Annotated in this window: 15 protein-coding genes; 11 read left to right on the forward strand and 4 right to left on the reverse strand. The window is 65.8% G+C overall.

The window, feature by feature from the left end; all coding sequences use genetic code 11:
• Positions 1-10: 10 nt before the first annotated feature.
• The gene (locus tag HNP46_RS19395) at positions 11-790 is read right to left on the reverse strand and encodes a MetQ/NlpA family ABC transporter substrate-binding protein (protein WP_184592101.1); all 780 of its coding nucleotides are present in this window, start codon (positions 788-790) and stop codon (positions 11-13) included.
• A gap of 477 nt (positions 791-1267) precedes the next feature.
• Here HNP46_RS19395 and HNP46_RS19400 point away from each other — a divergent pair, with 477 nt between their 5' ends.
• Genes HNP46_RS19400 through HNP46_RS19410 form a run of 3 tightly spaced genes read left to right on the forward strand, consistent with a single transcriptional unit; the run spans position 1268 to position 3879 of the window.
• A complete protein-coding gene (locus HNP46_RS19400; protein WP_184592103.1) occupies positions 1268-2707 on the forward strand; it encodes a cytochrome ubiquinol oxidase subunit I in 1440 nt (479 codons plus the stop codon).
• Positions 2708-2710: 3 nt separating this feature from the next.
• Entirely contained in the window at positions 2711-3718 is a 1008-nt protein-coding gene (gene cydB, locus HNP46_RS19405; protein WP_184592105.1) for a cytochrome d ubiquinol oxidase subunit II, read from the forward strand.
• A gap of 11 nt (positions 3719-3729) precedes the next feature.
• A complete protein-coding gene (locus HNP46_RS19410; RefSeq protein ID WP_184592107.1) occupies positions 3730-3879 on the forward strand; it encodes a DUF2474 domain-containing protein in 150 nt (49 codons plus the stop codon).
• 449 nt (positions 3880-4328) lie between these two features.
• Here the strand turns inward: HNP46_RS19410 and HNP46_RS19415 are convergent, their stop codons facing one another.
• On the reverse strand, positions 4329-5540 hold the full coding sequence (locus HNP46_RS19415; protein WP_184592109.1) for an MFS transporter: 1212 nt from the start codon (positions 5538-5540) through the stop codon (positions 4329-4331).
• Between the two features lie 321 nt (positions 5541-5861).
• Here HNP46_RS19415 and HNP46_RS19420 point away from each other — a divergent pair, with 321 nt between their 5' ends.
• From HNP46_RS19420 to HNP46_RS19440, 5 genes are read left to right on the forward strand one after another with little or no spacing between them, the layout of a single operon-like run.
• A complete protein-coding gene (locus tag HNP46_RS19420; protein ID WP_184592111.1) occupies positions 5862-8693 on the forward strand; it encodes a xanthine dehydrogenase family protein molybdopterin-binding subunit in 2832 nt (943 codons plus the stop codon).
• Positions 8686-9225, forward strand: a complete 540-nt coding sequence (locus HNP46_RS19425) for a (2Fe-2S)-binding protein (protein ID WP_184592113.1) — start codon at positions 8686-8688, stop codon at positions 9223-9225. The genes HNP46_RS19420 and HNP46_RS19425 overlap by 8 nt, the downstream gene beginning before the upstream one ends.
• A gap of 2 nt (positions 9226-9227) precedes the next feature.
• Positions 9228-10439: a cytochrome c gene (locus HNP46_RS19430; RefSeq protein ID WP_184592115.1), complete on the forward strand. Its 1212-nt coding sequence runs from the start codon at positions 9228-9230 to the stop codon at positions 10437-10439.
• Positions 10440-10442: 3 nt separating this feature from the next.
• Positions 10443-11414, forward strand: a complete 972-nt coding sequence (locus HNP46_RS19435) for an XdhC family protein (RefSeq protein ID WP_184592117.1) — start codon at positions 10443-10445, stop codon at positions 11412-11414.
• The gene (locus HNP46_RS19440) at positions 11411-11977 is read left to right on the forward strand and encodes a nucleotidyltransferase family protein (protein WP_184592119.1); all 567 of its coding nucleotides are present in this window, start codon (positions 11411-11413) and stop codon (positions 11975-11977) included. The genes HNP46_RS19435 and HNP46_RS19440 overlap by 4 nt, the downstream gene beginning before the upstream one ends.
• A gap of 180 nt (positions 11978-12157) precedes the next feature.
• On the opposite strand, the gene HNP46_RS19445 is transcribed toward HNP46_RS19440, so the two are convergent.
• Together HNP46_RS19445 and HNP46_RS19450 are read right to left on the reverse strand one after the other, a co-directional pair.
• A complete protein-coding gene (locus HNP46_RS19445; protein WP_260403212.1) occupies positions 12158-13021 on the reverse strand; it encodes an alpha/beta hydrolase in 864 nt (287 codons plus the stop codon).
• Positions 13022-13085: 64 nt separating this feature from the next.
• Positions 13086-14210, reverse strand: coding sequence for a methyltransferase (locus HNP46_RS19450; protein WP_184592123.1), 1125 nt, complete (start codon positions 14208-14210; stop codon positions 13086-13088).
• A gap of 335 nt (positions 14211-14545) precedes the next feature.
• Here HNP46_RS19450 and HNP46_RS19455 point away from each other — a divergent pair, with 335 nt between their 5' ends.
• The 3 genes from HNP46_RS19455 to HNP46_RS19465 all read left to right on the forward strand — a co-directional run bounded on the left by HNP46_RS19455 (position 14546) and on the right by HNP46_RS19465 (position 18215).
• Positions 14546-15538, forward strand: a complete 993-nt coding sequence (locus tag HNP46_RS19455) for a TRAP transporter substrate-binding protein (RefSeq protein WP_184592125.1) — start codon at positions 14546-14548, stop codon at positions 15536-15538.
• Between the two features lie 120 nt (positions 15539-15658).
• Positions 15659-16435, forward strand: coding sequence for a ferredoxin--NADP reductase (locus HNP46_RS19460; protein WP_184592127.1), 777 nt, complete (start codon positions 15659-15661; stop codon positions 16433-16435).
• A 229-nt stretch (positions 16436-16664) separates the two neighbouring features.
• Entirely contained in the window at positions 16665-18215 is a 1551-nt protein-coding gene (locus tag HNP46_RS19465) for a TerC family protein (RefSeq protein ID WP_184592131.1), read from the forward strand.
• Positions 18216-18219 lie beyond the last annotated feature (4 nt).

Below are 18219 nucleotides of genomic sequence, written 5' to 3' on the forward strand. Positions count from 1 at the left end.
GGGCGACGGATCAGAAGGCCGGCACCACGGCGCCGTTGTACTTCTTCTCGATGAAGGCTTTGACTTCCGGGCTGGTCAGGGCGGCGGAGAGCTTCTTCAGCGCATCGCTGTCCTTGTTGTCCGGGCGCGCCACCAGGTAGTTCACGTAGGGCGAGTTGCGGTCTTCGAGGATCAGCGCGTCCTTCACCGGGTTGAGCTTGGCTTCCAGCGCGTAGTTGGTGTTGATCAGGTCCAGGTCGACCTGGTCCAGCACGCGCGGCAGCAGGGCCGATTCCAGCTCCTTGAACTTCAGGTGCTTGGGGTTCTCGGCGATGTCTTTCGGGGTGGCCAGGGCGTTGCTCGGGTCTTTCAGCTTGATCACACCGGCCTTCTGCAGCAGAAGCAGGGCGCGGCCGCTGTTGCTGCCTTCGTTGGGGATGGCGACGGTGGCGCCGTCAGGCAGCTGGTCGATGGACTTGTACTTCTTCGAATAGCCGCCGAAGGGCTCGACGTGCACGCCGGTCACGGTGACCAGGTTGGTGCCCTTGCCGGCGTTGAAGTTGTCCAGGTACGGCTTGGTCTGGAAGTAGTTGGCGTCCAGGCGCTTCTCGGCGACCTGCACGTTGGGCTGTACGTAGTCGGTGAAGACCTTGATCTCCAGGTCCACGCCTTCCTTGGCCAGGGTCGGCTTGATCAGCTCGAGGATCTCGGCGTGGGGGATCGGGGTGGCGGCGACGACCAGCTTCTCGTTGGCGAAGGCGGAAGTGCTGAAGGCAGCGGCGAGGGCGGTCAGAAGCAGCAGCTTTTTCATTGCGATGTCCTTGTGGGGCAGGTGACCGCTGGCGTCCGGGCCGGCCGGGATGTGGCCTTCGTACGGGCGGTGGAGTCTTTTTCCGCAGCTCACTCGGCGGCGGTTGAGGCGAAACTTACCCGGTCTTTTTATTCCAATAAAATATTAATTTTTCATTTTCATATTCGATTTTGTTCATACAGCAGGCTCGCCCCGGCCTGAGACAAGCTGTCGCGCGACACCCCGTCGCGCGGCAACCCACCACTGCTGCCCGCGCACCGGGCGCGCGTAAGATCGATGCAGTTTCTTGAGCGGCGTCAATGCGGATGGTGGTCCATTCTGATTGAGCGGCGAAAAGAACCCGAACCGACAGCAGATCGGTGGCTCGAAACTGAAGTCTTAGAGCAAACAGCCATCACGCAAGAACGCCCTGCGCATGCGCAAGGTACGGTGCCCGACCCTTCCGTGGGGTTGGCGTCAGCCTGAAGAGGAATCGTCATGTTCGGATTAGAGGCGCTCGACCTGGCCCGGATCCAGTTCGCCTTTACCGTGTCCTTCCACATCATCTTCCCTGCCATCACCATCGGCCTCGCCAGCTACCTGGCGGTGCTCGAAGGCCTGTGGCTGAAGACCCACGAGGAGGTCTACCGCGACCTCTATCACTTCTGGTCGAAGATCTTCGCCGTCAACTTCGGCATGGGCGTGGTCTCCGGCCTGGTCATGGCCTACCAGTTCGGCACCAACTGGAGCGCCTTCTCGGCTTTTGCCGGGAGCGTCACCGGCCCGCTGCTGACCTATGAAGTGCTCACGGCGTTCTTCCTGGAAGCCGGCTTCCTCGGCGTCATGCTCTTCGGCTGGCACCGCGTCGGCCCGGGCCTGCACTTCTTCGCCACGGTGATGGTGGCCATCGGCACGCTGATCTCCACCTTCTGGATCCTCGCTTCCAACAGCTGGATGCAGACCCCGCAGGGCCACGAGATCGTCAACGGCATCGTGGTGCCGGTGGACTGGGTCGCGATCATCTTCAACCCGTCCTTCCCCTATCGCCTGCTGCACATGGCGATCGCCTCGTTCGTCGCCACCGCCTTCTTCGTCGGCGCCTCGGCGGCCTGGCACCTGCTGCGCGGCCGCGACAACCCGGCGATCCGCAAGATGCTCTCGATGGCCATGTGGATGGCGCTGATCGTCGCGCCGATCCAGGCCATGGTCGGTGACGCCCACGGCTTGAACACCCTCAAGCACCAGCCGGCGAAGATCGCCGCCATCGAAGGCCACTGGGACAACAGCGAAGGCGGCCCGACGCCGCTGATCCTGGTCGGCTGGCCGGACATGGAGCGCGAGGAAACCCGCTTCAAGATCGAGATTCCGGTGCTCGGCAGCCTGATCCTGAACCACAGCCTGAGCGAACCGATCCCGGCGCTGAAGGACTTCCCGAAAGCCGACCGGCCCAACTCCACCATCATCTTCTGGTCGTTCCGCATCATGGTCGGCCTGGGGCTGCTGATGATCCTGGTTGGCCTGTGGAGTGTCTGGCTGCGTTGGCGCAAGCGGCTGTTCGAGAACCGCGCGTTCCTGCATCTGGTGCTGTGGATGGGGCCGTCCGGCCTGATCGCGATCCTCGCCGGCTGGTTCACCACCGAGATCGGTCGCCAGCCCTGGGTCGTCTACGGGCTGATGCGCACCAGCGATGCGGTGTCCAACCACAGCGTCACGCAGATGAGCCTGACCCTGGTGATGTTCGTGCTGGTGTACTTCACCCTGTTCGGCGTGGGCATCGGCTACATGATGCGCCTGGTGCGCAAGGGCCCGGTCACCCACGAAGGCCGCGATGTCGCCCACGGTGGCGCGGGCCAGAAACGCACGGCGGCGCGTCCGCTGTCCGCCGCCGAGGAGAACTTCGACGACGATGACACCGCCAGCCCGGCAGGGAGGAACTGAGCCATGGGAATCGATCTTCCGTTGATCTGGGCGATCATCATCATTTTCGGGATCATGATGTACGTGGTCATGGACGGCTTCGACCTGGGGATCGGCATGCTCTATCCGTTCTTCCAGGACGAGGGCGACCGTGACGTGATGATGAACACCGTGGCGCCGGTCTGGGACGGCAACGAGACCTGGCTGGTACTGGGCGGCGCTGCGCTGTTCGGTGCCTTCCCGGTGGCCTACTCGGCCGTGCTCTCGGCGCTCTACCTGCCGCTGATCCTGATGCTCGTCGGGTTGATCTTCCGCGGCGTGGCCTTCGAGTTCCGCTTCAAGGCGCGGGCCAACAAGCGTCACCTGTGGGACAAGTCGTTCATCGTTGGTTCGCTGGTGGCGACCTTCTTCCAGGGCGTCGCGCTGGGCGCCTTCATCGAGGGCATCCCGGTGGAGAACCGCGCCTTCGCCGGCGGTGCGCTGGACTGGCTGGCGCCGTTCCCGCTGTTCTGCGGCCTCGGCCTGGTGGTTGCCTACAGCCTGCTGGGCTGCACCTGGCTGATCATGAAGACCGAAGGCAAGCTGCAGGAGCGCATGCACGACCTGGCGCGCCCGCTGGCGCTGGTGCTGCTGGCGGTGATCGGCGTGGTCAGCCTGTGGACGCCACTGGCCCACGGCGAGATCGCCCAGCGCTGGTTCAGCCTGCCGAACCTGTTCTGGTTCCTGCCGGTGCCGCTGCTGGTGTTGCTGACCTTCTACGGCCTGCTGCGCTCGGTGGCGCGCAATGACCACGTGAAGCCATTCCTGCTCACCCTGGCGCTGATCTTCCTCGGCTACAGCGGGCTGGGCATCAGCCTGTGGCCGAACATCATCCCGCCGTCGATGTCGATCTGGGACGCCGCGGCGCCGCCGCAGAGCCTGGGCTTCATGCTGGTGGGCGCGCTGTTCATCATCCCCTTCATCCTCGTCTACACCGCGTGGAGCTACTACGTGTTCCGCGGCAAGGTGAAGCACGGCGACGGCTACCACTAGAGGTGCGCGCAATGACCCATGAAGAACAGGAGACGGCACCGCTGCACAAGCGACTGGGCTGGCTGGTGCTGATCTGGGTGCTGAGTGTCGCCGGCCTGGGCGTGGCGGCCTGGCTGATGCGTCTGTTCATGAGTGCGGCGGGGTTGGGCACGCCGCACTAGTCCGCGCCTGCAACGATCCCATCCGGGCGCCGTCCCCCGGCGTCCGTTCCCACATCCCTCACTGGTGCTTCCAGCGGGGGATTTTTTTTGCGCGAGGATCGGAGGTGGCTCCACGTAGGAGCGGATTTATCCGCGAATCCGGCCGCCAGGCCGGCCATTGCGGTGTACACCGCTATCGCGGTGATCGCGGAGAAACTCCGCTCCTACAGGGGCCCCCGCTGGCAGATTTCGTGAGCGGGAGTGGAGGGTTTTTCGTAGGAGCGAGCTTGCTCGCGAACCGCCCAGCGCCGGAGTAGCCGGTGAGGCCCGTAGGATGGGTGGAGCTTGCGATACCCATCAGCGGTTTCGCGCATCAATCGATGGGTATCGCTTCGCTCCACGCCATCCTACGGTAGTGGCATCCGGTGACTGAAGGAGCGGACTCGGTTCGCGATCAGCTGTGGTAGGAATCAGTGCAACTTGTCGCGCTTGGCCAGGGTGGGGAACAGCTTCATCCACACCCCGGTAACCACCAGGGTGCCGACGCCACCCAGCACCACCGCCGGCACGGTGCCGAGCCAGTGGGCGGTGAGGCCGGATTCGAACTCGCCCAGCTGGTTCGAGGCGCCGATGAACAGGCCGTTCACCGCGCTGACCCGGCCGCGCATTTCGTCCGGGGTTTCCAGCTGCACGAAGGCGCCGCGGATGACCATGCTGATCATGTCCGCCGCGCCCAGCACCACCAGCACTGCCAGGGAGAACCAGAACGAAGTCGAGAGGCCGAAGGCGATGGTGGTGACGCCGAAGATCCCCACGGCGGCGAACATGATCCGCCCGACGTTGCGCTCGATGGGGAAGCGCGCCAGCCAGAACGACATCAGCAGCGCGCCCACCGCCGGCGCCGAGCGCAGCAGGCCCAGGCCCCAGGGACCGGTGAGCAGGATGTCCTTGGCGAACACCGGCAGCAGCGCGGTGGCGCCGCCCAGCAGCACGGCGAACAGGTCCAGCGAGATGGCGCCGAAGATGTCCGGGCGGCTGCGGATGAAGCGAATGCCCGCCAGCAGCGATTCCAGCGTGGCCTTGCCCTGGGCGGCTGGCGCCTGGCGCGAGGGCAGGGTAAGCACCAGGGCGCAGGCGATGAAATACAGCACCGCAGTGGGTGTGTAGACCCAGAAGGCGCCGAAGGCATAGAGGAAGCCGCCGAAGGCCGGCGCCGCGATGGTCGCCGCCTGCATTGCCGAGGCGGAAGCTGCCACCGCGCGGGGGAACAGCGCGGTGGGCACGATGTTCGGCAGCAGCGCCTGGGTGGTGGGCATCTCGAAGGCCCGCGCGGTGCCCAGCAGGAAGGCCATCACGAAGATCATCTCGCGGGTCACGTTGTCGGTGCTGGCGCCCACCACCAGCGCCACGGCGATCAGGCCCTGGGCGACCTGGCAGAGCGAGGCGATGCGCCGGCGGTCGTAGCGATCGGCGACGTGGCCGGTGTGCAGCATGAACAGCACGCGCGGGGTGAACTCCACCAATCCCACCAGGCCGAGGTCGAGCACGTTGTGGGTCAGCTCGTAGATGTGCCAGCCGATGGCCACGGTGATCATCTGGAACGCGCTGGCGGTACAGACGCGGGCCAGCCAGAAGGCGAGGAAGGGGCGGTGACGCAGCAGTGACGTGGCTTCGGCGGTCATGGGCGGGACTTTGTTAGGAGGCTAAGCAAGGGCTGGCCAGCGTAGCACGGTGTAACACTTTTCCGCTTGTCGTCGGTGCAATCCGCTATTGGCGAATAGTCTCGATGGGTCGACTAAAATTTGCATCACCGCGACAAGCCGCCCGATTGACTTTGCTTCGCGCCATCGAGGTGCGTTAAAGTTGACAGAAGAGTCAGGTTTTTCTGCAGGATCCTTCCCCCGGCGCCATCCCCGAGACGCCCGCGATTGTGCGGCCTCCGAACTCTCTCCAGCACAGCCAAAAACGACATGGGCGGGCCTTCACCGTCCAGAGGATGAACCATGTCCAACCGTGATATTTCCCGGCGCGCCTTCCTGCAAGGCGGGCTGATTGCCGGTGTCAGCGTGACCATGGCGCCGCTCGGCAGCCGGGCCTTCGCTGCCCTGATGGAAAACGCCGTCACCGTCTCGCCCCAGCAGTGGATGGGCCATGACGGCAAGGCGCGCTTCCGTAACGACGCGCTGTCCAAGGTCTGCGGCAACAAGGTGTTCGCCCGCGACATCCGCTCCAAGGACATGCCCGGCTGGCCGCAGCAGCAGGGCCACGCCATGCTGCTGAAGATCACCAAGGCCGACCGCCTGTTCGCTGGCATCGACCTGTCCTGGCTGGGCGCCGAGCTGCAGCCGGACCGCATCGTCACCGCCGAGGACCTGAAGAAGGACGGCATCGCCTGGCCCGAAGCCCATTCGCCGGACCCGCTGCTGCCGGTCGGCCAGGTACCGATGTTCATCGGCCATCCGGTGGCGATCCTGATCTGGAAGGATTTCGAGCGCTATCGCCAGGCCAAGCTCAAGCTGAAGTTCAACGACAAGGCCATCCGCTACGGCGCCCAGGCGCCGCTGTACCAGCGTGACCCCTACGGCAGCTTCCGTTTCGTGCGCGTGGGCGGCAAGACGCCGTTCGATGACGACGAGTTCTCCAGCCTGAAGGACTCGATGCTCTTCCCCACCATCCTCAACCGCAAGCCGGTGTGGACGGCGGAACCCAAGCTGCACGGCGACCTGACCGAGCAGGGCCTGTTCTACGCCCAGCAGATCAAGCAGCAGATCGACAACCCGCCGGAAAACTGGCTGGTCTTCGAGCAGCGCTACAAGACCCCGTCCATCGAGCCGGCGGCGCTGGAGCCGGACAACGGCAACGGCTGGTACGACGCCAGCACCGGCAGCCTGCACTTCGTGGTCGCCACCCAGTGCCCGTTCGAAGTGGCCAGTGAATGCGTGCACATGATCAAGCCGTCGCGCTTCGCGCTGAACAAGCTGAACATGCACCCCGGCTACACCGTGGGTTACGGCTCCAAGGACAACAACATCTTCGTCTTCTACGCCGCGGTCGCCGCGCTGTATGGCGAAGGTGTACCGGTGCGCCTGGCCAATGACCGCTACGAGCAGTTCCAGAGCGGCATCAAGCGCCACCCGTTCGACATCCGCTACCAGCTGGCGGTGGACAAGAACGACCTGAGTTTCAAGATCTTCCGCGCCGACATGAACGTCGACGGCGGCGGCCGCATCAACTACAGCCCCTCGGTAGCGGCGGTGGGTGCCACGGCGGCGCAGTCGATCTACTACATGCCGCAGAACGACCTGTCGGTGACCGCCTACCATTCGCGCGGTGTCGAAGCCGGCTCGATGCGTGGCTACGGCACGCTGCAGAGCATGGCGGCCACCGAGATGATGGTGGACGAAGTCGCCAACATCCTCGGTGTCGACGCCATCGAGCTGCGCCGCGTCAACGCCATGAAATCGGGCATGAAGAACACCCAGGGCGCCGTGCCCGCCGGTGCGCTGCGCCTGCATGAAATCCTCGACAAGGCCGCCGTCCACGACTGGTGGAAGAACCGCGACGCACGCAAGAAGGAAATGGACGCCAAGGACCCGGACCACTGGTACGGCGTCGGCTTCGCCATTACCCAGAAGGACTTCGGTACCGGTTCCGAATCGCCCATGGCCCACGTCGAATTCGACGCCGACGGCCGCGTGTTCCTGCGCCACATCGGCACCGAGCTGGGCACTGGCATGTCCACTTCCCAGGCCTTCGTGGTCGGTGACTTCCTCGGCCGCCCGGCGGACGAAGTGCGCACCGCCGAGACCGAGTGGCCGGAGCTGCAACTGATCACCAGCGGCAACCCGTATGTGGTCAGCCAGGCCGAGCAGGACGCCGCGCTGCGCAATCCGCGCTGGGTCGCCAAGCTGGCCTCGCCGTCGTCGGCGACCAACTCGGCCTACTACTTCAGCCACGCCACCCGCGAAGCCTCGCGCGTGCTGTTCAACCACGGCCTGTGGCCGGCGGCGCTGCACCTCTGGGGCAAGGGCCCGTTCGGTGGTTCGGCCAACCCGCTGGTGGTGCGTCGCGAAGATGCCCACTGGGTCGACGGCAAGCTGACCGCCAACGGCCTGGAGCCGCTGGACTTCGTGCAACTGGCCAGGACCGCCCACGAGCTGGGCCTGGTCACCGGTGCCAGCGTCCACGGCTTCAACCGCTGGAGCTGGGCGGAAGCCGACTTCGTCATCGACGGCGTGCGCGAGCGCCTGCCACTCGACGCGCTGGCGGTGAAGTACGGCGATGGCGCGCCGGGCGCGAAGAAGGCGCAGATGAACAGCGCCGGCTTCCACCTGCTGGATCGCCAGAACACGGGCTATCCGTCGCCGCAGCTGAACAACGCCATGGTCACCTACTACAGCCCGGTGGCGACCATCGTCGAGTTGAAGGTGAACAAGGGCAACGGCGACGTCACCGTGCTCAACCACCACAGCTGGATCGAGTGTGGCCGCGTGCTGGTGCCCGAACTGGTCAAGGGCCAGCTCGAAGGCGGTGTCGCCATGGGCATCGGCCATGCGCTGCTGGAAGACATGCCGCTGTATGAGGGGGGCCCGGGTGAGGGCGACTGGAACTTCAACCGCTACCGTCTCCCGAAGGCGAAGGACGTGGCGGTCTGGCAGCAGAGCTCGGAAATCCTTCCGCCGCTCTCGCCCAGCGATCCGTCCAAGGGCATCGCCGAAGTGGTAATGATCCCGGTGGTCGGCGCCATCGGCAACGCCGTGGCCCACGCCATCGGCAAGCGTGTCCGCGACCTGCCCATCACCCCCGCTCGCATCAAGGAGGCCCTCAATGGCTAACCGTCCGCTCAACCTGACCATCAATGGTCAAACCGTCGGTCCGGTCGAGGTTCCCGAGGACCTGCCGATGATCGACTACCTGCACGAGTACCAGAACCTCACCGGTTCGCGCCTGGGCTGCGGCCAGGGCATCTGCCATGCCTGCGTGGTGATCGTCGACAACCCCGACGGCACCAGCGAGGAAGTGCGCACCTGCATCACCGGCGCGCACTACTTCGAAGGCAAGAAGGTGCGCACCATCGAGGGCCACGCCAAGCGTGAGGAAGACGGTTCGGTGAAGGAACTGAACCCGATCCAGCAGAAGTTCGTCGACCGCTTCGCCTTCCAGTGCAGCTACTGCGCGCCGGGCTTCGTCAACGCCGCCACGGTGCTGGTGGAGAAGGCCCAGCGCCAGCCGCTGAAGAAGAGCGAGCTGGAATCGACCATCGAGGCGAGCCTCGGCCACCACATCTGTCGCTGCACCGGGTACGTGCGTTACTACGACGCCACCCGTGAAGTGCTGACCGATCTCGGCCTGGTCAGGGAGGGCTAAGCATGCAGCGCATTCTTTCCGGCCTCGCGCTGGCTGTCGGTCTCGGCCTGGCGCTCAGCGCACAAGCCTCTGACCAGGAGCTGATCAAGCGCGGCGAGTACGTCTCCCGGGCCGCCGACTGCATGGCCTGCCACACCGCCGAGGGCGGCGCGCCGTTTGCCGGCGGCCTGCCGATCCACTCGCCGTTCGGCACCATCTACGGCAGCAACATCACCCCGGACAAGGACTTCGGCATCGGCAACTACAGCGCCGACGAGTTCTTCGCCGCCCTCACCGAGGGCAAGCGCAAGGACGGCGCCAACCTCTACCCGGCCATGCCCTACACCTCGTACCACCTCATCAAGCGCGAGGACAGCGATGCCCTCTACGCCTACCTGATGAACCAGACGCCGGTGCACCGCGCCGCTCCGGAAACCAGCCTGAGCTTCCCGTTCAACGTGCGCCTGGGCCTGACCGGCTGGAACATGCTCTACGGCAAGAGCGTCCAGCTGGAGAGTGCCGAGGGCAAGAGTGCGGCGTACCAGCGCGGCCAGTACCTGGTGGAAGTGCTCGGCCACTGCGGCGAGTGCCACACCCCACGCAACCAGATCGGCGCCCTGGAGCAGGACAAACGCCTGAGCGGCGGCCTGCTCAATGGCTACAGCGCCCCCAGCCTGTTGGCCCAGGACCTCGCCGAGCGCGGCTGGACCGGCGCCGACCTGACCGGCTTCCTCAAGCACGGCATGAGCCCCCAGGGCAGCATGTTCAACGAGATGTTCCCGGTGATGCACCTGAGTACCCAGCACCTGGGTGACGAGGACCTGGCGGCCATGTCCACCTACCTGCTGGGCGATCAGCCGCCGCAGGCCAAGGTGGTGCAGACGGTTGCTCAGGACCAGCTCAGCGACAGCGCCAGGCGCGGCCGCCAGCAGTACCTCAACGTCTGCGCCGGCTGCCACGGCAACGACGGCGAGGGCAAGCCGCACATCGCCGTGGCCATGCAGGGCAACACCACCCTGCGCCTGGCCGATTCGCGCAACCTGGCCAAGGTCATAGTCGAAGGCATCCGCGAGCAGCAGTTCACCGGTTTCGAGCGCATGCAGCCGATGCCGGGCTTCGCCGACAAGCTCAGTGACGAGCAGCTCACCGACCTCATCAACTACCTGCGCCAGGCCTGGGGTGGCCTGCCGGGCGACATGGGCGTACAACAGGTCGCTCAGCTGAAGGCGGAGTGAGTCGTGCAGCATCTTGATCTGCAAGTCGTCCGGCAGGCGCTCCAATGGTCCAATGCCGGGCAGCGCGTGTGGCTGTGCAGCGTGCTCTTCACCTACGGCTCGGCGCCCCGTGCGCCGGGCTCGCTGCTGGCGGTCAACGCCAGCGGCCAGTGGGTGGGCTCGCTGTCCGGCGGCTGCGTCGAGGATGACTTCCTCGAACGCGTCGCCGAGGGCGAATTCAGTGAGCCGGTGGTCGTCGTGCGCTACGGCGACGGCACCGATACCCGCACGAACATCCGCCTGCCCTGCGGCGGCATTCTCGACGTGCTGGTGGAAAACCTCGCACCCGATTGCGAAGTGCAGGCCCACCTGCGCGAATTGGAATCGGCGCTGCTCGGCCAGCGTCGCCTGCTGCGCGAAGTGAACCTGCAGGACGGCAGCCGCCGCCTGAGCGACGACCACGAGCACGGCCCGCGCGTCGAGCGCGATGAAGCCCGCGTACTGCTGCGCGTCGGTGCTGCGCAACGCCTGCTGCTGGCGGGTTACTCCAGCGTCGCGCATTTCTGCGCCGAGTTCGGCAAGGGCCTGGGCTTCGAGGTGATTCTCTGTGATCCCCGCGAAGAAGCGCTGGACGGCGTGGTGCTGGACGGCATCGAGATCCGCCGTGAACTGCCGTCGATCTTCATCGCCAACGGCGGCTGCCACGCGGACACCGCCGTGGTTGCCCTGACCCACGATCCGAAGATCGACGACTTGGCGATGCTCGAAGCCGTGCGCACCGAAGCCTTCTACATCGGCGTGATGGGCTCGCGCACCACCTCCGACAAGCGCCGCGAACGCCTGCACCGCGTCGGTGGCCTGGGCGAGACCGAGCTGGCGCGCATCCATGCGCCCATCGGCCTCAACCTGGGCAGCAAGACCCCGGCGGAAATCGCCATGGCCGTGCTCGCCGACATCCTCCGCACCCGCAGCGGCATCGCCCGCGAGGCGCTGTGACGGTCGTCGCGCTGGTCCTGGCCGCCGGCCGGGGCTCGCGCTTCGGCGCGGACAAGCGCCGCGCCACCTTGCCTGATGGGCGCAGCCTGCTGGCGCACAGCGTCGAGTGTGCCCAGGCGGTGTTCGATGAAGTGCGCGTGGTGCTGCGTGACGGCGAGCGAGCGGAGGATTTCGGCCTGCCTTCCGGCTGCCGGGTTATCCACAGCCCGGAGGCGGCGCTCGGTATGGGTCACAGCCTGGCGGCCGGCGCTGCTTCCTTGAGCGACTGCGATGCTGTGGCTGTAGCCATTCTGCTGGGCGACATGCCGTGGATCGCTGCGCAAACCCTGCGTGCGCTCACCGGGGCGGCCAACGCTTCGACCATTCTCTTTCCGCTATTCGATGGTCAGCGCGGCCATCCGGTGATCTTCGGTCGAGACTTCTGGTCCGCGCTGACTCACCTCACCGGTGACGAAGGTGCACGGACAGTGGTCCAGGCCCATCGCGACCGGTGCGTCACGCTGGAAGTCACCGACCCCGGCGTGCTGCGCGACGTTGATACGCCGGACGCTCTACTCTCGTAGGAGCGGATTCATCCGCGATGGGTCCGCATCGCGCCGGGAAGCATCGCGGACGGAGTCCGCTCCTACGATTTGCACTCGGCCCTGATCATGGGGGATGTTGTAGGGCGAATAACGCGCCAGCGTTATCCGCCGCATTCTCACCGGCGGATAACCTGTTCCAGGTTATTCGCCCTACGGTGATCAACGCTGCCCCAGCCACTGCGCAATCCGCGGCCAGATTTCCAGGCTGGCATTGCGCGACAGCAGCAGCCGGTTGTGGCTGTAATCCTCCCGCGCACCGCCCGCCAGGCCGAACACTTCCAGCTCGGCCTGATCGCCAGCGAACGCCTTCACCAGCGCCTCGCACCCCGCGACCGGCGCAATGAAGGTATCGCCGCTGCCCGCCACACCCAGCACCGGCAGCGCGACGGCAGAGAGCCCCGCCAGGTAGTCGAAGCCGTCCAGCGAATCGAAGCGCCGGCGGAAATTCCACTGGCACCACTGGCGCATCAGTCGGGCGCTCTCCGCCTCGGGGCCGACGCTCTTCGCCCGGCTGGGTGCGATGCGCCGCCAGCGCAGCATCCAGTCGAACGCCTGGAGCGCCAGCCAGTGCCGCAGGCTGGCGCCGGCCGCCGTGGCCTGGGAGCCGATCAGCACAAGCGAGCGCAACTTCTGCTGCGCCAGTTCGGGATGCCGCGCCGCCCACATGGATACGATCAGCCCACCGCCAGAATGGCCGATCCAGTGCAGCGCCGCGTGCCCACTGCGCTGCCTCACGGCATCGAGAATCGCCGGTACGTCCTGCTCGGCCACGTCATCGAAGCTGTGGCGAAAGTCATTGCGCCCGCTGTCACCATGCCCGCGCCAGTCGAACAGCCAGCAGGCGAAACCCTGGCTGCCCAGGTAGCTGGCCAGCCCCAGGCAACTGCGATGATTGGAAAAGGTGCCGTGGGTCAGCACCACCGGCACGCCATCGGCCGGGCCTACGCGGCGCAAGGCCAGATCGACGCCGTCGGCGGTGCGGATGAATTCCGGTGAGAGGAGGACGGGTTCCTGGGCAGTCATGGCGGCATCCTGGCAAGGGCGATCCATGCTGCTCCGGCGCGCGGGCCGGAGCAATCCCGGCAGCTTATTTGGTCGCTTTCAGCACCACGAACTTCGGATTCGCCGCCACTTGATCAACGCCGCGGAACAGGCGCTTGAGCTTGGCGTGGTAGCCCAGGTGGCGGTTGCCGACGATCCACAGTTCGCCGCCGGTGACCAGCGCCGCGCGGGCCTGCTGGAACATGCGCCAGGCGAGGAAGTCGCCGACCACCTGCTGCTGGTGGAAGGGCGGGTTGCAGAGGATCAGGTCCAGGGAGTCGGCGGGCTGGCTGGCGAGGCCGTCGTCGGGGTGGATGTCCACCGGGCGCTCGCCGAGGGCGGCCTGCCAGTTTTCGCGGGCGGACTGCACCGCCATGTACGACTCGTCCACCAGCGTCAGCTCGGCCTGCGGATTGAGCAGGGCGAAGGCGATGCCCAGCACGCCGTTGCCACAGCCCAGGTCCGCCGCGCGCACGGCGTGGTGAACCTGCGGCAGGTGCGGAAGGAAGGCGCGGGTGCCGATGTCCAGGCCTTCGCGGCAGAACACGTTGGCGTGGTTGACCAGGGTCAGTGCCGGTTTGTCCAGGCGGTAGCGGCTGGGGTAGGGCGAGGAGGGTGCGGGGCGCTCCTCGGCAGTGGCCACCAGCAGGCGGGCTTTCTTCACCGCCAGCGAGGCCTGCATGGGGCCGATGTACTGTTCCAGCAGGTCGCCGGCGGCACGTGGCAGGTGTTTGATCATGCCGGCAGCGACGACTTTCGCACCCGGCGCGAGCTGGCCGTGCAGGCGGATCAGTTGTTCCTCCAGCAGCGCCAGGGTCTTGGGCACGCGGATCAGTACGTGGTCGAACGGGCCTTGCGGGGTTTCGCTGCCAGGGACGAAGGTCAGCGGCGCTTCACTCAGGCCGTTGCGCTCCAGGTTGCGCTCCAGGGCGATAAAGCCCAGGTGCGAATCGCCGCTGCTGGTCAGGCGCACATGGGGCGCGAGGCTGGCGGCAAGGGCGCCGAAGCTGTCGTTGAGCACCAGCACGCGGCTGTCCGCACCGACGCCCTGCTCGTGGAGATGGGCGAGCAGGTACTCGTCGGCCGCATCGAAGGCCTGCAGCGGGTCCTCGCGCTGTTCGGGGTGGCGGACCAGGTCGAGCTGGGCGAAGGGGCTGGCGAGGACGGGCATGGGACTCTCGAAACGACGGAAATGGCTGAGATAGAGGTGCTACTTCGTTGGCAATGAGGCACTGCTGATTGCAACGAGATTGTCATCAATTTGAGACGTGGTTTACGTGCCGCTGCTTGTGCGCGCGCGCGTTATACCGAAAAATTATGACCTATCCGCCCGCGCTCGTCTGCGCGGCGGCTTCCCAATAATAACCGGGCGCCCCTCGCGACCCGGTAGGGCCCGATCCCGGAGCGCGTCTCCGCCGACCGACGGCCACCCTTCCAAGTCTTCACGAATCCTCGACACGCGACCCCGTTCGCGCGCCGGGCTATTGCCATTGCATAAGGATGTCGATGTACAAGTCGTTGCTCGGGGTGGCGCTGTCCGCCCTTTTCCTCGTGGCCCAGCCGGTTCTCGCCGATGCGCCCATCGTGATCAAGTTCTCCCACGTCGTCGCCGATGACACGCCCAAGGGCCGTGGCGCGCTGCTGTTCAAGAAGCTGGTGGAAGAGCGCCTGGCCGGCCAGGTGAAGGTCGAGGTGTTCCCCAATTCCACGCTGTTCGGCGATGCCGACGAACTGCAGGCGCTGCAGGACGGCAAGGTGCAGATGCTGGCGCCGTCGCTGTCGAAGTTCGAGGGCTATACCAGGCAGCTGGAAGTCTTCGATCTGCCGTTCCTGTTCGACGACCTGGAGGCGGTGAAACGCTTCCAGAAGCGCGACAAGAGCCGCGAACTGCTGCACTCCATGGCGCGCTCGGGCATCTACGGCCTGGGTTACTGGAACAACGGCATGAAGCAGCTTTCGGCCAACCGCGAGCTGCGCGCGCCGGCCGATGCCAAGGGCCTGGCTTTCCGCATCCAGCCGTCTTCGGTGATCACTGCCCAGTTCGGCCTGCTCGACGCCACGGCGGTGAAGCTGCCCTTCGCCGAAACCCTCAAGGCGCTGCAGGACGGCAAGGTGCAGGGCACCGAGAACACCTGGTCGAACATCGGCAGCCAGAAACTCGACAGCGCGCAGCCGTTTATCACCGAGACCAACCACGGTGTGCTCAGCTACATGGTGATCAGCAACCAGAAGTTCTGGAACAGCATGCCGTACCCGGTGCGCACCCAGCTGGAAAGCATCATCGAAGAGGTCACCGTCGAGGTGAACAAGGACGCCGAGGCGCTGAACCAGAAGGAGCGCGAGCACGTGGTCGGCAATGGCAAGGCGCGCATCATCGCCCTGACCCCGGCCGAACGCGAAGCCTGGCGTGCCGCCATGCAGCCGCTGTGGAAGCAGTTCGAGGGCGAGATCGGCACCGACGTGCTGCGCGCCGCCCAGGTGGTGAACCGCAAGCATTGACCGGCGGGCACTGATCCAGCGCAGGCTTGTGGCGATCTTTGCCGATAGCCACAAGCCTTGCGGGTGTTTCTCGCGGCGGGAATACGGGAAAATGGGCCGTTGCCTGCAAAGGAGCGGACGATGACCGCCAGCGAAGAGAAGTTCACCCGCCAGACCCTGTTGGAAGTGCAGACGCTCACCCCGAGCCTGTTCACCCTGCGCACCACGCGCGACAGCGGCTACCGCTTCCGCGCCGGGCAGTTCGCCCGCCTGGGCGTGTACAAGCCCAGCGGCAGCATCGTCTGGCGTGCCTATTCGATGGTTTCGGCGCCCCACGACGACTTCCTCGAATTCTTCTCCATCGTCGTGCCCGGCGGCGAATTCACCAGCGAGCTGAGCCGCCTGCGCGTCGGTGACCAGTTGCTGGTGGACCGCCAGGCCTTCGGCTTCCTCACCCTCGACCGCTTTCCCGATGGCCGCGACCTCTGGCTGCTGTCCACCGGCACTGGCCTTGCACCGTTCCTGTCGATCCTGCAGGACTTCGAGGTGTGGGAGCGCTTCGAGACCATCAAGCTGGTCTACAGCGCCCGCGAGGAAAAGGAGCTGGCCTACCGCGACCTGATCGCCAGCTTCGGCGCCATGGAGCATCTGGCCGAACATATCCACAAGCTGCAGTTCATCCCGGTGGTGACCCGCGAGCAGGTGCCCGGCTGCCTGAATGCGCGGATCACCACGCTGATCGAGAACGGCGAGCTGGAACGCGCCGCCGGTCTGGAACTGACTCCGGAACATTCGCGCGTGATGCTCTGTGGCAACCCGCAGATGATCGAGGACACCCGTGCCGTGCTGAAGGCCCGCGGCATGAGCCTGGCGCTGACGCGCAAGCCCGGGCAGATCGCCGTGGAAAACTATTGGTAATTGCGGCCCGATAGATTTTGAAAAGATTGTCCCCTTAGGGCCGTGGGGCTTTGCCCTTAGGATGGGCGTCCGTTTCCCTTTTTTCGGACCCTATGGACAGTCAAAGTACAACGCCGGCCCCGGTACCTACCTTCGTAGAGCCGGCGTTCGGCGAACCTCCCCCGGCACCCGCGTTCGCGGATAAGCCTTCCCAGCCGGCCATGGCGCGCACCCAGCGAGGTGAGTGGACATGGAATGGCTGATGGACCCCACGGCCTGGCTCGGCCTGCTCACCCTGATCCTGCTCGAGCTGGTGCTCGGCATCGATAACCTGGTCTTCATCGCGATCCTTGCGGACAAGCTGCCGCCGCACCTGCGCGACCGCGCGCGGCTGATCGGCCTGTCCTTGGCGCTGCTGATGCGCCTGGGCCTGCTGGCGAGCATTTCCTGGCTGGTCACGCTCACCGAACCGCTGATCGAAGTATTCGGCAAGAGCTTCTCCGGCCGCGACCTGATCATGTTGTTCGGTGGTCTGTTCCTGCTGTTCAAGGCCACGCTGGAACTGCATGAACGCCTGGAAGGCCGCGTACACACATCCAACGGCAAGCGCGTCTACGCCGCCTTCTGGCCGGTAGTTGCGCAGATCGTGGTGCTGGATGCGGTGTTCTCCCTCGACGCGGTGATCACCGCCGTGGGCATGGTCGAGCAGCTGGAAGTGATGATGATCGCGGTCATCTTCTCCATCGGCCTGATGATGGTGGCCAGCAAGCCGCTGACCCGCTTCGTCAACGAACACCCGACGGTGATCATGCTCTGCCTGGGCTTCCTGCTGATGATCGGCTTCAGCCTGACTGCCGAAGGCCTGGGCTTCCACATTCCCAAAGGCTACCTGTACGCCGCCATCGGCTTCAGCCTGCTGATCGAGATGGCCAACCAGTTGGTGCGCTGGAAGCGCCAGAAGAGTCAGCGCGGACAGCGTGGCCTGCGTCAGCGCACCGCCCACGCTGTGTTGCGGCTGATGGGCGGCAAAGTCGACGCCGACGAAGTGGGTGAGGACATCGCCGACCTGGTGGGTGAGGACGATGGCGCCGACGCCCCGTTCCACCGCCGTGAGCGGGTGATGATCAGCGGCGTACTGGGCCTGGCCGAGCGTCCGGTGAAAGCCGTGATGATCGACCGTCAGCGCGTGCACCGGGTGGACGTGGCTGACAGCCCGGAGAATATCCGCCGCGCGCTGCTGGAATCGCCGTATTCGCGCCTGCTGGTGATCCGCGAAGGCAACATCGACGAACCGCTGGGCTACGTGCACAAGAAGGAGCTGTTCGCCGACCTGCTGCAGGGCCGCGAGCTGGACATCCTGCCGCTGCTGCGCGAGCCGCTGAGCCTGCCCGACAGCAGCACCGTACTGGGCGCCCTGGAGCAGATGCGCGGGGCCTCGACCCACCTGGCCTTCGTGGTCAACGAGTTCGGCGGCTTCGAGGGCATGCTGAGCATGACCGACGTGCTGGAGGCCATCGCCGGTGAGCTGCCGGATGCCAGCGAGGTGTCCGGTACGGACATCGAGCCGGAGGAGGGCGCTTATCGGGTGGACGGTGCCGTAACCCTGTCGGCGCTGGCCGAACGGGTCGGCTTCCACGCCCGCCCGACGGCGGAGTACCAGACCCTCGGCGGACTGGCGCTCAAGCACCTTGGCCGCTTGCCGGCCAAGGGTGACACGCTGGAACTGGGCGGCTGGCGCCTGGAGGTGACCGACGTCAGCGAGCGGCGCATCGGCCGTGTGCTGCTGACGCCGCCGGGCTGACGCC

The organism is Pseudomonas nitroreducens (assembly GCF_014204515.1).
Classification (GTDB): domain Bacteria; phylum Pseudomonadota; class Gammaproteobacteria; order Pseudomonadales; family Pseudomonadaceae; genus Pseudomonas; species Pseudomonas nitritireducens_A.

Excerpts from the sequence above, each read along its gene's own strand:
- HNP46_RS19395 (WP_184592101.1), bottom strand. The coding sequence starts at position 790 with ATGAAAAAGCTGCTGCTTCTGACCGCCCTCGCCGCTGCCTTCAGCACT.
- HNP46_RS19400 (WP_184592103.1), top strand. The coding sequence starts at position 1,268 with ATGTTCGGATTAGAGGCGCTCGACCTGGCCCGGATCCAGTTCGCCTTT.
- cydB (WP_184592105.1), top strand. The coding sequence starts at position 2,711 with ATGGGAATCGATCTTCCGTTGATCTGGGCGATCATCATCATTTTCGGG.
- HNP46_RS19410 (WP_184592107.1), top strand. The coding sequence starts at position 3,730 with ATGACCCATGAAGAACAGGAGACGGCACCGCTGCACAAGCGACTGGGC.
- HNP46_RS19415 (WP_184592109.1), bottom strand. The coding sequence starts at position 5,540 with ATGACCGCCGAAGCCACGTCACTGCTGCGTCACCGCCCCTTCCTCGCC.
- HNP46_RS19420 (WP_184592111.1), top strand. The coding sequence starts at position 5,862 with ATGTCCAACCGTGATATTTCCCGGCGCGCCTTCCTGCAAGGCGGGCTG.
- HNP46_RS19425 (WP_184592113.1), top strand. The coding sequence starts at position 8,686 with ATGGCTAACCGTCCGCTCAACCTGACCATCAATGGTCAAACCGTCGGT.
- HNP46_RS19430 (WP_184592115.1), top strand. The coding sequence starts at position 9,228 with ATGCAGCGCATTCTTTCCGGCCTCGCGCTGGCTGTCGGTCTCGGCCTG.
- HNP46_RS19445 (WP_260403212.1), bottom strand. The coding sequence starts at position 13,021 with ATGACTGCCCAGGAACCCGTCCTCCTCTCACCGGAATTCATCCGCACC.
- HNP46_RS19450 (WP_184592123.1), bottom strand. The coding sequence starts at position 14,210 with ATGCCCGTCCTCGCCAGCCCCTTCGCCCAGCTCGACCTGGTCCGCCAC.
- HNP46_RS19455 (WP_184592125.1), top strand. The coding sequence starts at position 14,546 with ATGTACAAGTCGTTGCTCGGGGTGGCGCTGTCCGCCCTTTTCCTCGTG.
- HNP46_RS19460 (WP_184592127.1), top strand. The coding sequence starts at position 15,659 with ATGACCGCCAGCGAAGAGAAGTTCACCCGCCAGACCCTGTTGGAAGTG.
- HNP46_RS19465 (WP_184592131.1), top strand. The coding sequence starts at position 16,665 with ATGGAATGGCTGATGGACCCCACGGCCTGGCTCGGCCTGCTCACCCTG.